The organism is Pseudomonas taeanensis MS-3 (assembly GCF_000498575.2).
In the GTDB taxonomy this organism is placed as follows: Bacteria; Pseudomonadota; Gammaproteobacteria; order Pseudomonadales; family Pseudomonadaceae; genus Aquipseudomonas; species Aquipseudomonas taeanensis.
In genome coordinates this window covers 409,585-423,369 of record NZ_AWSQ01000001.1, presented here as the reverse complement: position 1 = coordinate 423,369, position 13,785 = coordinate 409,585, and the positions used below count along the sequence as shown (strand labels likewise).

The following is a 13,785-nucleotide window of genomic DNA, read 5'->3' as shown; positions in this document are numbered from 1 at the left end:
CAGTCGCCGCATGCCAAAAGGCAGGCACTTCGTCATCGGCGTGCCGTTCGTTTGGCTGTTCATGTTCTTCCTGCTGCCCTTCATCATCGTCTTGAAGATCAGCTTCGCCGAAGCCGACGTGGCCATTCCACCCTATACCGAGATCTACGCTTGGGCGGAGCAGCAGCTGTCGATTGTCATCAACCTGAGCAACTACATCTTTCTCAGTGAAGACGACCTGTACCTGGCCGCCTACCTAGGCTCGTTGCAGATGGCCTTCTTCAGCACCCTGCTGTGTTTGCTGATCGGTTATCCGATGGCCTATGCCATCGCCCGTGCCGATAAGGACATGCAGATGGTGTTCCTGCTGCTGATCATGATGCCGACCTGGACGGCGATTCTGATCCGCGTGTACGCCTGGATGGGTATCCTCAGTAGCAACGGTTTGCTCAATAGCTTCCTGCTCAGCATTGGTCTGATCGACGATCCGATCCGTATCCTCAACACCAACGTCGCGGTGTATATCGGCATCGTCTACTCGTACCTGCCGTTTATGGTATTGCCGCTCTACGCCAACCTGGTCAAGCACGACCAGAGCCTGCTGGAGGCCGCTGCGGACCTGGGTTCGAGCACCTACAACAGCTTCTGGAAAATCACCGTGCCGCTGTCGAAGAACGGCATCATCGCCGGCTGCATGCTGGTGTTCATTCCGGTGGTCGGCGAGTTCGTCATCCCCGAACTGCTAGGTGGCCCGGAGACGCTGATGATCGGCAAGGTGCTCTGGCAGGAGTTCTTCAACAACCGCGACTGGCCGGTGGCTTCCGCCCTGGCGGTGGTGATGCTGGCGATCCTGATCATCCCGATCATTCTGTTCAATCGTAACCAGGCCAAAGAAATGGAGGGTAGAGCATGAGAGGTTTCAGTTTCTCCCGCCTAATGTTGTGGGTAGGCTTCGCGTTCATCTACCTGCCGATGCTGATCCTGGTGATCTACTCGTTCAACGGCTCGCGCCTGGTCACTGTGTGGGGCGGTTGGTCGGTCAAGTGGTACGTTGGCCTGCTCGACAACACCCAGCTGATGAACGCGGTGATGCGCTCCCTGGAGATCGCCTGTTACACGGCGATCGCCGCGGTGATTCTGGGTACCCTGGCGGCCTTCGTGCTGACTCGGGTGACTCGTTTCAAGGGCCGCACCATGTTTGGCGGGCTGGTCACCGCACCGCTGGTGATGCCGGAAGTGATCACCGGTCTGTCGCTGCTGTTGCTGTTCGTAGCGATGGCCCAGTTGATCGGCTGGCCGGCCGAGCGCGGCATCCTGACCATCTGGATCGCCCACACCACCTTCTGTACCGCCTACGTGTCAGTGGTAGTGTCCTCGCGTCTGCGTGAACTGGATCTGTCCATCGAGGAGGCGGCCATGGATTTGGGCGCCAAGCCGTTGAAGGTGTTCTTCCTGATCACCATTCCGATGATCGCGCCATCCCTGGCGGCCGGCGGCATGATGTCCTTCGCCTTGTCGCTGGACGACCTGGTGCTGGCCAGTTTCGTCTCCGGCCCAGGCTCTACCACCCTGCCGATGGAGGTGTTCTCTGCCGTGCGTCTGGGTGTGAAGCCGGAGATCAATGCGATCGCCAGTCTGATTCTGTTGTCGGTATCGCTGATGACTTTCATTATCTGGTTCTTCGCCCGTCGTGCCGAGCACAGACGCAAGAAGGCCATTCAGCAAGCCATGGAAGAAACCACGGGCATCCGCGAGCAGCAGGGCCCGGACAGCCGCCGCGATCCGTCGCAGGTCCACGCAACGGCTTAGGTCGCTGCTTGCATAAACACAAAGGGTCACTGCGGTGGCCCTTTGTGTTTATTGGCCGAAACAGACCGCTGCTTTGTTGTGGCAGTTGATCTGTTTCCAGTACTGGCGAACCAGCCATACCTTGCCGGTGATAAATTCTCAGTCGTGGAGATCATCGCCTTGGCCTGAACAGGAGTAGATACATGCAACTGAACGCCGACTTCAGCCTGCGGGCGGTCGTACACAGCGACTCGCTGGCCTGGACACCCTCGCCGATGCCTGGTGTGGACCGGCGCATGCTGGATCGGGTCGGTGCGGAGGTGGCACGTGCCACCTCTGTCGTGCGCTATGCCGCAAGCAGCAGTTTCTCTGCGCATGTGCATGACGGTGGTGAGGAGTTTCTGGTATTGGACGGTGTCTTCCAGGACGAGCATGGTGACTATCCGGCGGGCACCTATGTGCGCAACCCGCCTACTTCGCAGCACGTCCCCCGCTCGGCAGAGGGCTGCACGATCTTCGTCAAACTCTGGCAATTCGCCCCGGAGGACCGCACCCCTGTGCGGATCGACACTAACAGACTGCCTTATCTACCAGTCCCCGGCAGACCAGGCGTTTGCCATATACCGCTGTTTCAGGATGCACGGGAGGATGTACGCCTGGAGCTGTGGGCTCCTGACTCGAGCATCGATCTCACGGTGGCAGGGGGTATCGAAGTGCTGGTATTGCATGGGGCGTTCAGTAGCAACGACGAAACATTCGTCAAACACTCCTGGTTGCGCTTACCTGCAGGGGAGTCGCTCCAGGCCCGCACAGGTTCGCAAGGGTGCCGGCTGTGGGTGAAGACCGGGCACCTCGCGGAGCAGACACTCACTCCGCCTGTAGCGAGGTAGCCTGATAGCCGGCTGACTCTGTCCGCTCACCAGGAGGCTCACCCATGCAGCTCCAAGGTTCCTGCCATTGCGGTGCGGTGGTTTTCAGTCTTACCAGCGCCCATCCCTACCCTTATCAGCGGTGCTACTGCTCGATTTGCCGCAAAACCCAGGGCGGTGGTGGTTACGCGATCAACTTGGCCGGCGATGCGCGGAGTCTGAAGGTCAGGGGCCGCAAACAGATATCGGTGTATCACGCCAAGATCAAGGGTGAAGGCCAGCGTCGCGCCCAGCGCAGCAGCGCCGAGCGGCATTTCTGCCGACTCTGTGGCAGCGCCCTCTGGCTATTCAGCCCGGAGTGGCCGGAGCTGATCCATCCCTTCGCCTCGGCGATCGACTCGCCTCTCCCAGTGCCGCCGGAACACACTCATCTGCTGCTGGATTCCAAGGCGTCCTGGGTCGAGGTCGACGCGCAGCCTGGCGATCTACAATTCGCCGGCTATCCCGAAGAGTCTATCGCCGAGTGGCATGAGCGGCTTGGGTTGAGTCGCTGACGGCGAGGCAGAAGGGCCTTCGACCCAGGCCAAAGCCTGGCTGCAAGGCTATTGGCAGTTTTTTGCTGTATGGATATACATATAAAGCTTGCCTGAGCGGCCATGACTGCACATGCTTTGCGCCATCGCGACCATGAGTGATGGCAGCCATGCGGCTTTTTTTGTGTGAAAAACCTTCCCAGGCCAAGGACATCGCCAAGATGCTCCAGGCCAATCGGCGTGGCGACGGCTGCTGGTTAGGCAGCAATGTGACCGTGACCTGGTGCATCGGCCACCTGCTGGAAACCGCACCGCCGGATGCCTACGACGCCCGCTACAAACGCTGGGTGCTGAGTGACCTGCCGATCATCCCCGAACGCTGGAAAATGCTGGTCAAACCCAAGACCGCCGGCCAGTTCAAGGCGGTCAAGCGTCTGCTCGGCGAAGCCGATGAGCTGGTCATCGCCACCGATGCCGACCGCGAAGGCGAGATGATCGCCCGCGAGCTGGTGGAGCATTGCCGCTATCGCGGACCGATCCTGCGGCTCTGGCTATCGGCCCTGGACGATGCCTCGATCCGCAAGGCACTGGCCGCACTCAAGCCCGGCGCCGAGACTTTCAGCCTGTACCACGCGGCGCTGGGTCGCTCGCGCGCCGACTGGCTGATCGGCATGAACATGAGCCGGCTGTTCACCCTGCTCGGCCAGCAGTCCGGTTATCAAGGCGTGCTGCCGGTGGGGCGGGTGCAGACGCCAACCTTGCGCCTGGTGGTGGACCGCGACCGCAGCATTGCCGATTTCATCCCCGTCGCCTACTGGGCCATCGAGGTCCAGCTACTCGGTGACGGCGCTTCGTTCAGCGCCCAATGGCGCGCCGCGGATGACACCTGTGACGAGCACGGTCGCTGCCTGAACCAGGCGCTCGCGCAGCAGGCTGCGGCGGCCATGCGCAATGCCGCCAGCGCCCGGCTGGTCAGGCTGCGCACCGAGCGCATGCGCGAGGCCGCGCCCTTGCCGTTCGATCTGGGCACCCTGCAGGAAGTCTGCTCCAAGAAGCTCGGCCTCGGCGCGCAGGAAACCCTGGACATCGCCCAGGCGCTGTACGAGACCCATAAGGTCATCACCTACCCGCGCAGCGACTGCGGCTACCTGCCGCTCAGCCAGCACGGCGAGGCCCCGGTGATACTGGCGGCCTTGGGGCGTGCCGATCCGAGCCTGCGCGAGCTGCTGCAACATATCGAGCCGCAGCGCCGCTCTCGGGCCTGGAACGATGCCAAGGTCAGCGCGCACCACGGCATCATCCCGACCGCCGCCGGGCTGAACTTGGAACGCCTGGTCGGCAAGCAACGCGCGGTCTACAGCATGATCCGCGCGCGCTATCTGGCGCAGTTCCTGCCCAACCACGAGTACGACCGCACCCAGGCCGACTTCGACTGCGCCGGTCAGGCCTTGCGTGCGGTGGGCAAGCAAATCGTCGAGCCCGGCTGGAAGCGTGCCCTGCCGCAAGCCCTGGCGCCGAGCAAGGGCAGCGAAGGGCCTGCGGTGCAAACCCTGCCGGCGCTGAGCGAGGGGCAGGACTGTGCAGTCGCGGAGGTGGCGCTCAAGGATCTGTGGACCCAGCCGCCGAAGCCCTATACCGAGGGCGATCTGATCAAGGCGATGAAGAACGTCGCCAAGCTGGTCGCCGATCCTCGACTCAAGCAGAAACTCAAGGACACCACCGGCATCGGCACCGAGGCGACCCGCGCCGGGATCATCCAGGGCTTGCTGGACCGCGGCTACCTGCTCAAACAGGGCAAGGCATTGGCTGCCACGCCCGCCGCCTTCAGCCTGATCGACGCCGTGCCCCGCGCCATCGCCGATCCCGGCACCACCGCCATCTGGGAGCAGGCGCTGGACATGGTGCAGAGTGGCGAGATGAGCCTGGAGGAGTTCGTGGCCAAGCAGTCGGCCTGGATGAGCAAGCAGGTACAGCGCTGCGCCGGCCTGCGCCTGACCATCAGTGGTCCGGCGAGCCCGGCCGGTCGTGGCGCCGCGCCTTGGAAGAACAAGAGGAAGGCGGGCAAGCCCAGGGTCGCGGCTGCTAAGCGCGCGAGAAAGCCAGCCTAGGGTCTGTTGCCGTTTCATTGTGAGCCGCGTTGCCGCGAGAAATGGTCCCCGGTTAGGCGCAGGACGCAGGTAATGGTCATTCCCTTGTCAAGTCCTGCAACAACAGCGGNNGCTCATTTGGAACAACCAAACTGCGCTCCTCGTGTCTTGCCTCGCGCCAAAACAGGCTACGGCGCGGCCGCGAATGAAACGGCAACAGACCCTAGCCGAACGCAGCAGTTTTTAACGGCCTGCTAGGTGAAACGAACCACAATGACCTTGAGGGGCTGGAACGCTTGCGACAGCGGGTTTTTTGGGAAAACATGTCGGTCACAGCCCGGCATGGGCGAGCTAATGAGCGAGAGCGAGTCATGAGCAGCGAATTGCAGGTAGAGGACCTTCAATTGGGCGACGGCAAGGAAGTGGTCAAAGGTGCCCTGATCACCACCCAGTACAACGGCTTTCTCGAAGACGGTACCAAGTTCGACTCCTCCTATGATCGCGGCAAGCCCTTCCAGTGCGTGATCGGCACCGGACGGGTGATCAAAGGCTGGGATCAGGGGCTGATGGGCATGCGGGTCGGCGGCCGGCGCAAACTCTTCGTGCCGTCCCGTCTCGGTTATGGCGACAGCCAGTTCGGCGCGCATATCAAGCCGAACTCGAACCTGATCTTCGAGATCGAGCTGTTGGAAGTGCTGACCCGCGACGATTGATGGCGCTCCGCAGGAGCTCTGCCAGAGCCTGACTCCTAGCGCAGCGGTATCAAGTTGAGGGTGCTGCGGCTGTGGGCCGCCACATCCGTTTCGCTCAGGTGCTGCGGTTGATACTGGCCGGCGCTGTAGGCTTCGGCCTGGTCACTGTAGTGGCGGTCGAACAGCACGCCGCTCTGCCCAACCGGGTTGATGCCCAGGCTGTGCTCGGGGTCGGCCAGGTCGATCAGGCGGCGGGTCGAGGGCCCGTAGACCACGCTCCAGGGCGCCGGGCCGATACGGTGTGACAGGTTGTTCGGCGTCTCGTGGCCGCCCGGCGCGGCGAAGGGGCCGACGTTGAACAGCTTATCCAGCGGTTTTTGCTGACCCAGCGGGTGACCGTGGCTCAGGGTGTGGGCGTTACCCCAGGCCCAGTCAGTCGGGGCGTCGCCGAGGGTCTGTCGCAGGTGCGCGATGCTCGCCCGCCAAGCGGCCTTGACGGTCTCGCTGCGGCCTTCCACGGCAGTGCTGCTGCGGTCATCCCACCAGGGCGAATCAGCGTCGGCCGTCAGGCGGGGCAAGGCGACGTCCAGCACGCGGGTATACAGCAGATTGTCGAAGAAGGCGTCGCCCAACTCATCGCGCATGGCCCGCTCGCTCAGCTGGTAGACCAGTTGGTTGAACAGGCTGGCGACGCTCGAATCGAGATCATGGTCGCCGTTCCAGCGGGCCAGCTGTTCGACCAGGGCGCGCTCGCCGTCGTCGACGGCGGCCGCGCGCAACTCATCCAGAATCGGTGCCAGCACACGCGGGCCGTAGCCACTGCCAGGGTCGAGTTGCAGCGCCTGGCTGTTGTGCAGGTCCCACTTGACCGACGTATCGGTCAGGCGCTGATTCAGCCGCTGACCGCGATCGGGCAGGTTGTAGTAACCGGGGATCTCGATGCCGCTGGGCGACAGTGGTTGGAAGTTGGCCGAGACGATGTAGCCGCGCGGCGGGTTTTCTTCCTGAGGGTTATCGGTGAAGGGGTAATAGCCGGATTTTTCCGCCTCGCCGTTGCTGCCGTCGAGGATAAAGCTCGGGTTCACCCCGGCCGGGCGGCGTGGCAGCTTGGCCGCGGCCCACCAGGCGATATCGCCGCTGGCGTTGGCCCAGACGATATTCAGGCCGGGCGCCTCGATCTTCTCCACCGCGGCGCGGGCCTCGACCAGGCTGTCGGCGCGGTTGAGCTGGTAGAAACCGTCGAGGATCGGGTTGTCGGTTTCGAGGAAGGCCCACCACAGGGCAATCGGCGTGTCGCCAGCGGTCTGGCCCAGGGCGTCGTTGATCAGCGGGCCGTGTGGCGAGCGGCGCAGAATGAGTTTGACCGGCTCGGCGCCTTTGACCTCAATCAGCTCTTCGCGGCTCTGCAGCTCGACCCACTGACCGCGGTACCAGACCTGGTTGGGGTTGTCCGGGTTGAGCCGTTCGGCGATCAGGTCGACATCGTCGTTCTGGAACATGGTCAGGCTCCAGGCGAAGTCGCGGTTATGCCCGAGCGAGGCGAACGGATTGAGCGCCTGGTGATGACCGTACAGCTCGAAGCCCGGAGCGCTCAAGTGCGCCTCGTACCACACCGCCGGCACGGCGAAACGGATATGCGGGTCGCCGGCCAGCAGCGGCTTGCCGCTGGCGGTGCGGCTGCCGGACAGCGCCCAGGCGTTGCTGCCCTCGAACTGCGGCAGGCCGGCGTCGGCCAGTGCGGCGTGGCTGAGTTGGGCGATGGCGCCCAGGTCTTGCCAGTCGCCGGCTGCCAGTGGCTGGCCGACCACGCCCTGCGGGTGCCAGTCGAGGTCGAAGACCCGCAGGTAGTCGGCACCCAGTTGGTCGCGGACATAGCTCAGTACCGGTTCGGTGCGGAAGGCGGCGGCGAAGCTGTAGGCCATATAGCCGCCTACGCTGAGGGTATCGGCGATGCTGAAGGGGCGCGGGGTGATGCCCAGCAGGGCGAACTCCAGCGGTGCTGGGCGACTGGCCTGGTACTGATTGATCCCGTCCAGGTATGCCTGCAGGGCCTGGGTCGCCGGGTTATGCGGGTCGACCTTCTGGGCATAGGCGTCGGCGTGCGCGCGGATGCCCAGGGTGCGGAACAGGCGGTCGGTGTCGACCAGTTGGCTGCCCAGTACCTCGGCCAGTTCGCCGCGGGCCAGGCGGCGCAGCATTTCCATCTGAAACAGGCGGTCCTGAGCGTGCACATAGCCCAGGGCGCGGTACAGGTCGGCCTCGTTCTGCGCCTGGATGTGCGGCACGCCGCGTTCGTCGTAACGCACGCTGACCGGGGCTTGCAGGTGGGCCAGGGCCAGTTCGCCCTCGCGCTGGGGTTGCTTGCTGAGGAGGTACCAGGCAGTGCCGGCCGCCGCAGCGGTGACCAGCAGGGCGAGGACGGTCAGGCTGCGTTTCATCGAGTCTTCCTTGTTATCGGCGGGCGCTGTTAACGGCGAGCATGCAGTCAGGGAACAGCATCTGTTGGCACTGCGGCCCATTCGCAGAAACAGCCCACCGCCAGGGTATTGCTGGCGTTGACCGGGCGTCCGCTGGCCAGCGCGTCGAGGATGGGTTCGATAAAGCTGTTGCTCGAATTGCAGGTGAGCCCTTCGCTGTAGGGCCCGAAATAGGCTAGTTGGCCGTTGCGATCCCAGATGGCCACGGCGGGGCTGGCCGGGATCTGCTCGGCACCGGGCAGGTCGGCGAGCGGCTGCGGATCGCCCAGGGTCATCGGCAACTGGCCGCGGCTCCCCGGCTTTTGCACGGCATAGAAGGCCACGCCTTGCGGGGCGAAGTGTTCGATCAGCTCGGCCAGATGCTGCTGATTCGTCACATTGCACGGGCAGGCCGGGTCCCAGAAGTGCACCAGCCGAATCGGCCCTGGCCCGGCCAGTTCGGCCGGCAGGCGCAGACCGGCGCCGGAGAATACTGCCGCGCGTTCACTGAAGGCGCGGACATAACGCGCCTCGAACCAGCCATAGGCCGCCAGCAGGGCGGCGGCCAGAAACATAACGCTGAGGCTGATGAGCAGGGTCTTGCGGGAGGCTCGAGGCATGGCGGATCAGTCGATGAAGAGTTGTTTAGGGGCCTGTCGGGCATGACCGTCCGTTGCGAGGGCAAGTCCGGGTTGAGTCAGTTTTGCTGATTTTTCGAGGAGAATAGCGAGCTATTTAACGAGAAAGAGCAGCGAAAATGGCCAAATCCGGCTTTTCCGCAGCAGGGCAGCGTTAAGTCAGACAGGCTCCTAGCTTGCCACGACGCGCCCGGCAGCTGAATATCGGCAGCCGATAGCGCGGCTTCGACTGCCCCGCGGAATCTTCGCCCGATTGATGGAAAGCCTTATGCCTGTGCGTTTTCAGCCCGCCAGCCTGTTCGCCAGCCTGCGACCCTTGGCCGCAGCGACCAGTTTGCTGCCACAGGAGCAGGCCTACCGCGATTTCTATGGGTTCCAGCCGATGGGCGCGCAACACAGTCGGCTGGGCTGTTTCGAGGTGGCCGGTTACCGCATCGCCGTGCAAGTCTGGTGGCCGCAGGCACCACGGGCGACCCTGGTGTTGCTGCACGGTTATTACGATCACAGCGGTCTGTACCGTCATGTGGTCGAGTGGGCGCTGGGCCTGGGGTTCGCCGTGCTGACCTTCGATTTGCCGGGGCATGGCCTGTCTACCGGTGCGCGCGCCAGCATCGGTGATTTCGCCGAATACCAGGCCGTGCTGCAAGGCGCGCTAGACCAGGCAGCGGCGCTGGAGCTGCCGCAGCCCTGGCACCTATGCGGGCAAAGCACCGGCGGGGCGATCCTCCTCGATTATCTGCTGACCGGCGAGCCGCGCCCCGAAGTGGGCGAAACCATCTTGCTGGCGCCCTTGGTGCGGCCACGCGCCTGGGCCTGGTCGCAACTCAGCTATCGCCTGCTCAAGCCCTTCGTCACGCAGATCCCCCGGCGTTTCAGCGAGAACTCCCATGACGCCGACTTTCTCGACTTCGTCCAGCATCGCGACCCACTGCAGCCGCGCAGCTTGCCCACCGCCTGGGTCGGCGCCTTGAGTCGCTGGGTGCCGCGTATCGAAGGCGCACCACGCAGTGCCCGTAGCCCCCTGATCATCCAGGGCGAGGCGGACATGACGGTGGATTGGCGACACAACCTGGCGGTGCTGCAGGACAAGTTCGCCGCGGCGGAGATTTTCCGTCTACCAGAGGCGCTGCATCACCTGGCCAATGAAGCGCCGGCCTTGCGCCAGCGCTATTTCGAGTTCCTCAGCCAGCGGCTGACCTAAGCCGCCTGCTCAAATCCCCTGAGGCGCGGGTGCCAGGCTGGAGGTGCTCTGGCCCACGGCCAGGCCGGCGCGTATCGCCGCCAGGGCGGCCTGGTAATAGGCCTGGCCTTCTACGGACTGGGCGAAGTCGGCGAACTCATCGAGTTCGGGGTCGGACAGCTCGCGGTAAACATGCAGCAGGGTGTTGTCCAGGTCCTCGCCAATCTGCTCCATCAGGCGTTGCCGCTGGCTGTTCAGCAGCGTTTGCGCGGCGCCGCCGCCGAGCAGGCCTGGGATCATCTGGCTGAGGCTGTCGGCGGCAACGCCGGCCAGGGCCAGGCTGACTTCGGCGCCGGCTTCCTTGGCCGGTAGCGCCTGGGCCAGGTGGCGGATCAGCAGGCGCCGGGTGGCACTGGCCTCAACGCGCGGCAGGCCATCTGCATGTTGTTGCAGTTGTTCGCGGCGGGTGGCGAGCAGTTCGGCGGCGACCACCTTGCGCCCCAGTGGCGACTGAAAGAAGCGCAGCGCGGGTGCCGGGTCGGCGAGATTGTCCCTGAGGCTGCGTTGTGCGCGCTGATCCATCGCCCGCGGGTCGAAGCGCAGGTTGCTGTTATCCAGCAGCGCCTGATAGACCGCCGGTGGCAGGCTGCTGCGATAGCGCTGTTGCGCGGCGCTCAGGGCATCGTTGAACTGCACCCGTTGCTGCGGCCAACCGGCCGCTTGATACAGCTGAAGATGGCCGTCAGCCAGACTGGGCAAACTGAACAGCAACAGAAAAACAACACATAAGGCGCGCATAAAGACTCCTGTCTGGCGGGTGACTATTTTCAATGGCCGGTGAGTGCTTGTCGAGGCGCACTCGGCACTGCTGATAGAATCGCCAACATGTCTATAGATACCCATAACACGCTGTTAGCGCGCATTGTCGACGACCTGGCCGAGCACGGCTGGTCGTTGCAACCACTGTTCGCTCCACAGACTCTGACCGCCAAACTGGCCGAGGAGTGCCGCACGCGTGCGGCGCAAGGTGAGCTGACGCCGGCTAGCATCGGTCGCGGCGTTGCCCAGGCGGTGATTGAAGGGGTGCGCGGCGATCGCATCGACTGGCTGGAAGCCGGGCAATCCGTGGCCTGTGATCAGTACATGGCGCTACTGGACGAGTTGCGCCAGGCCCTCAATTTCGGCTTGTACCTGGGCCTGGAAGACTGCGAAAGCCACTTTGCCCTGTATCCACCGGGGGCTTTCTATCTGAAGCACCTCGACCGTTTTCGCGACGACGACCGCCGGGCGGTATCGGTGGTGCTCTACCTCAATCAGGACTGGCAGCCTGAGCACGGTGGCGCGCTGCGTCTGTACCTGAAAAGTGGTGAGGTGCGCGATGTCAGCCCAGTGGCGGGTACGCTGGTGGTCTTTCTCTCGGCCGAGATGCCGCACGAAGTGTTGCCGACCACCTGTGATCGCCTGTCATTGACCGGCTGGTTCCGCCGGCGCGGTGACAATCCCTTGTTGAGTACGATGTGAGCCGGAGGGCACATGGAGAAGATTCTGGTCAGCCGCTGCCTGTTGGGCCATCGCGTGCGTTACGACGGCGGTGCGCACGGTCCGTTCGACCTGCTCGAGCGCTGGCAGGCTGAAGGGCGGGTGGTGGCCTTGTGTCCGGAGGTCGCCGGCGGCTTGCCCACTCCGCGAGCACCGGCGGAAATTTCCGGCGGCCAGGGCGTGCAGGTGCTCGATGGTCAGCTGGCGGTGATGACTGTGGACGGTGAGGATGTCAGTGCGGCGTTTCTCGCCGGCGCCGAGCAGGCGCTGACGCTGGTCGAGCGGCACGGCATTCGCCTGGCGTTGCTCAAGGCGCGCAGCCCCTCGTGCGGCAATCGCGAGAATTACGACGGCAGCTTCACCGGGGTGAGAGTCGCCGGTGAGGGGGTGACTGCGGCCTTGCTGCGGCGCGCCGGGGTGCGGGTGTTCAATGAAGATGAGCTGGCCGCTGCCGAGGCGGCGGTGCGCGAGTTGGAGGCGCAGTAGGATGGGGTAGACGCGCGCGGGGGGATGTGGCGCTGAAAGTCGCGTCGTCAGTGGCTGTCGGTCAATACCTCGCTAAGCCAAGCCAGGCTACGGATGGACACAAAAAAGGGAGGCCGAAGCCTCCCTTTTTCGTTGCAGCGGCGTGTTAGAACAGTACGCGGCTACGGATGGTGCCTTTGACGTGCTGGAGTTTCTCCAGGGCCAGGTCGGAGTAATCGGCGTCGACGTCGATCACCACATAGCCGACCTTGTCGTTGGTCTGCAGGAACTGGCCGGAGATGTTGATGCTGTTTTCCGCGAACACCTGGTTGATTTCGCTCATCACACCGGGGATGTTGGCGTGGATGTGCAGCAGGCGGTGCTTGCCCGGGTGCGATGGCAGGGCCACTTCGGGGAAGTTGACCGAGGACACCGAAGTACCGTTGTCGCTGTACTTGACCAGCTTCTCCGCCACTTCCAGGCCGATATTGGCCTGGGCCTCGGCGGTGGAACCACCGATGTGCGGAGTGAGGATGACGTTGTCCAGGCCACGCAGCGGGCTCTGGAATTCTTCGTCGTTGGAGCGCGGCTCGACCGGGAAGACGTCGATGGCGGCGCCGATCAGGTGCTTGTCCTTGATCGCGTCGGCCAGGGCGTCCAGCTCCACCACAGTGCCGCGGGCGGCGTTGATCAGGATGCTGCCCTTCTTCATTGCGCGGATTTCTTTCTCACCAATCATCCACTTGGTGCTCGGCAGCTCCGGCACGTGCAGCGAGACGATGTCGGCCATGCCGAGCAGCTCGGTCAGGCTGGTGATCTGGGTGGCGTTGCCCAGCGGCAGTTTGGTCAGCGGGTCGAAGAACAGCACCTGCATACCCAGGCTTTCCGCCAGTACCGAGAGCTGGGTGCCGATCGAGCCGTAGCCGACGATGCCGAGCTTCTTGCCGCGGATCTCGAAGGAATTGGCGGCGCTCTTGATCCAGCCACCACGGTGGCAGGAGGCATTCTTCTCGGGGATGCCGCGCAGCAGCAGGATGGCCTCGGCGAGCACCAGCTCGGCGACCGAACGGGTGTTCGAGTAGGGGGCGTTGAACACCGCAATGCCGCGCTCGCGGGCGGCGTCCAGATCGACCTGGTTGGTACCGATGCAGAAGCAACCCACTGCGACCAGTTTATGGGCGCCGTCGAAGAGGTCTGCGGTCAGCTGGGTGCGCGAGCGGATGCCGATAAAATGGGCATCGGCGATCTTTTCCTTCAGCTCGGCTTCCGGCAGCGAGCCAGTGTGGTACTCGATGTTGGTGTAACCGGCAGCCTTCAGGGTGTCCACGGCATTCTGGTGGACGCCTTCGAGGAGAAGGAACTTGATCTTGCTCTTGTCGAGGGAGGTCTTGCTCATCGGAGTACCTGTAGTCCCACAAATTAGTGTCAGGGGAAGCGTCAGCGGCGATGCTGAGCGGGCCCCGCAAGTCGGCACGTAGGGCTCGATTCGCGGGGGGCATATGCTAGCATGATCTCCTTTTTCCATGCTTGGTTGCGACCTGAATGGTTCTCAGGGCGAC

Annotated in this window: 13 protein-coding genes; 9 read left to right on the top strand and 4 right to left on the bottom strand. The window is 63.7% G+C overall.

Going from position 1 to position 13,785, the window contains the following annotated elements:
- The first annotated feature begins 10 nt into the window (after window positions 1-10).
- The 6 genes from TMS3_RS01815 (at window position 11) to TMS3_RS01790 (ending at window position 5,969) form a co-directional block, all read left to right on the top strand.
- On the top strand, window positions 11-892 hold the full coding sequence (locus tag TMS3_RS01815) for an ABC transporter permease subunit (RefSeq protein ID WP_200929606.1): 882 nt from the start codon (window positions 11-13) through the stop codon (window positions 890-892).
- Complete coding sequence (locus tag TMS3_RS01810; RefSeq protein ID WP_025163532.1) at window positions 889-1,788, top strand: ABC transporter permease subunit; 900 nt, start codon at window positions 889-891, stop codon at window positions 1,786-1,788. The genes TMS3_RS01815 and TMS3_RS01810 overlap by 4 nt, the downstream gene beginning before the upstream one ends.
- 182 nt (window positions 1,789-1,970) lie before the next feature.
- Complete coding sequence (locus tag TMS3_RS01805) at window positions 1,971-2,657, top strand: cupin domain-containing protein (RefSeq protein ID WP_025163531.1); 687 nt, start codon at window positions 1,971-1,973, stop codon at window positions 2,655-2,657.
- A 44-nt stretch (window positions 2,658-2,701) separates the two neighbouring features.
- Window positions 2,702-3,190, top strand: a complete 489-nt coding sequence (locus TMS3_RS01800) for a GFA family protein (RefSeq protein WP_025163530.1) — start codon at window positions 2,702-2,704, stop codon at window positions 3,188-3,190.
- A gap of 149 nt (window positions 3,191-3,339) precedes the next feature.
- The gene (locus TMS3_RS01795) at window positions 3,340-5,277 is read left to right on the top strand and encodes a DNA topoisomerase III (protein WP_025163529.1); all 1,938 of its coding nucleotides are present in this window, start codon (window positions 3,340-3,342) and stop codon (window positions 5,275-5,277) included.
- 350 nt (window positions 5,278-5,627) lie between these two features.
- Window positions 5,628-5,969: an FKBP-type peptidyl-prolyl cis-trans isomerase gene (locus TMS3_RS01790; RefSeq protein ID WP_025163528.1), complete on the top strand. Its 342-nt coding sequence runs from the start codon at window positions 5,628-5,630 to the stop codon at window positions 5,967-5,969.
- A 35-nt stretch (window positions 5,970-6,004) separates the two neighbouring features.
- On the opposite strand, the gene TMS3_RS01785 is transcribed toward TMS3_RS01790, so the two are convergent.
- On the bottom strand, window positions 6,005-8,386 hold the full coding sequence (locus TMS3_RS01785; RefSeq protein WP_025163527.1) for a penicillin acylase family protein: 2,382 nt from the start codon (window positions 8,384-8,386) through the stop codon (window positions 6,005-6,007).
- 47 nt (window positions 8,387-8,433) lie between these two features.
- Window positions 8,434-9,024, bottom strand: a complete 591-nt coding sequence (locus TMS3_RS01780; RefSeq protein WP_025163526.1) for a DUF6436 domain-containing protein — start codon at window positions 9,022-9,024, stop codon at window positions 8,434-8,436.
- Window positions 9,025-9,310: 286 nt separating this feature from the next.
- Between TMS3_RS01780 and TMS3_RS01775 the strand changes: the two genes are divergently transcribed.
- Window positions 9,311-10,243 (top strand): phospholipase BipL, encoded by a 933-nt coding sequence (locus tag TMS3_RS01775; protein ID WP_025163525.1) that lies wholly within the window; start codon window positions 9,311-9,313, stop codon window positions 10,241-10,243.
- A gap of 9 nt (window positions 10,244-10,252) precedes the next feature.
- On the opposite strand, the gene TMS3_RS01770 is transcribed toward TMS3_RS01775, so the two are convergent.
- A complete protein-coding gene (locus TMS3_RS01770) occupies window positions 10,253-11,020 on the bottom strand; it encodes a DUF2059 domain-containing protein (RefSeq protein WP_025163524.1) in 768 nt (255 codons plus the stop codon).
- A gap of 87 nt (window positions 11,021-11,107) precedes the next feature.
- Between TMS3_RS01770 and TMS3_RS01765 the strand changes: the two genes are divergently transcribed.
- Both TMS3_RS01765 and TMS3_RS01760 read left to right on the top strand, forming a co-directional pair.
- The gene (locus TMS3_RS01765; RefSeq protein ID WP_029866051.1) at window positions 11,108-11,743 is read left to right on the top strand and encodes a 2OG-Fe(II) oxygenase; all 636 of its coding nucleotides are present in this window, start codon (window positions 11,108-11,110) and stop codon (window positions 11,741-11,743) included.
- 12 nt (window positions 11,744-11,755) lie between these two features.
- On the top strand, window positions 11,756-12,247 hold the full coding sequence (locus TMS3_RS01760; protein WP_025163522.1) for a DUF523 domain-containing protein: 492 nt from the start codon (window positions 11,756-11,758) through the stop codon (window positions 12,245-12,247).
- A 145-nt stretch (window positions 12,248-12,392) separates the two neighbouring features.
- On the opposite strand, the gene serA is transcribed toward TMS3_RS01760, so the two are convergent.
- Window positions 12,393-13,622: a phosphoglycerate dehydrogenase gene (serA, locus tag TMS3_RS01755; protein ID WP_025163521.1), complete on the bottom strand. Its 1,230-nt coding sequence runs from the start codon at window positions 13,620-13,622 to the stop codon at window positions 12,393-12,395.
- Window positions 13,623-13,785: the final 163 nt, after the last annotated feature.

Excerpts from the sequence above, each read along its gene's own strand:
- TMS3_RS01765 (WP_029866051.1), top strand. The coding sequence starts at position 11,108 with ATGTCTATAGATACCCATAACACGCTGTTAGCGCGCATTGTCGACGAC.
- TMS3_RS01800 (WP_025163530.1), top strand. The coding sequence starts at position 2,702 with ATGCAGCTCCAAGGTTCCTGCCATTGCGGTGCGGTGGTTTTCAGTCTT.
- TMS3_RS01775 (WP_025163525.1), top strand. The coding sequence starts at position 9,311 with ATGCCTGTGCGTTTTCAGCCCGCCAGCCTGTTCGCCAGCCTGCGACCC.
- TMS3_RS01805 (WP_025163531.1), top strand. The coding sequence starts at position 1,971 with ATGCAACTGAACGCCGACTTCAGCCTGCGGGCGGTCGTACACAGCGAC.
- TMS3_RS01815 (WP_200929606.1), top strand. The coding sequence starts at position 11 with ATGCCAAAAGGCAGGCACTTCGTCATCGGCGTGCCGTTCGTTTGGCTG.
- TMS3_RS01810 (WP_025163532.1), top strand. The coding sequence starts at position 889 with ATGAGAGGTTTCAGTTTCTCCCGCCTAATGTTGTGGGTAGGCTTCGCG.
- TMS3_RS01760 (WP_025163522.1), top strand. The coding sequence starts at position 11,756 with ATGGAGAAGATTCTGGTCAGCCGCTGCCTGTTGGGCCATCGCGTGCGT.
- TMS3_RS01795 (WP_025163529.1), top strand. The coding sequence starts at position 3,340 with ATGCGGCTTTTTTTGTGTGAAAAACCTTCCCAGGCCAAGGACATCGCC.
- serA (WP_025163521.1), bottom strand. The coding sequence starts at position 13,622 with ATGAGCAAGACCTCCCTCGACAAGAGCAAGATCAAGTTCCTTCTCCTC.
- TMS3_RS01785 (WP_025163527.1), bottom strand. The coding sequence starts at position 8,386 with ATGAAACGCAGCCTGACCGTCCTCGCCCTGCTGGTCACCGCTGCGGCG.
- TMS3_RS01770 (WP_025163524.1), bottom strand. The coding sequence starts at position 11,020 with ATGCGCGCCTTATGTGTTGTTTTTCTGTTGCTGTTCAGTTTGCCCAGT.
- TMS3_RS01790 (WP_025163528.1), top strand. The coding sequence starts at position 5,628 with ATGAGCAGCGAATTGCAGGTAGAGGACCTTCAATTGGGCGACGGCAAG.
- TMS3_RS01780 (WP_025163526.1), bottom strand. The coding sequence starts at position 9,024 with ATGCCTCGAGCCTCCCGCAAGACCCTGCTCATCAGCCTCAGCGTTATG.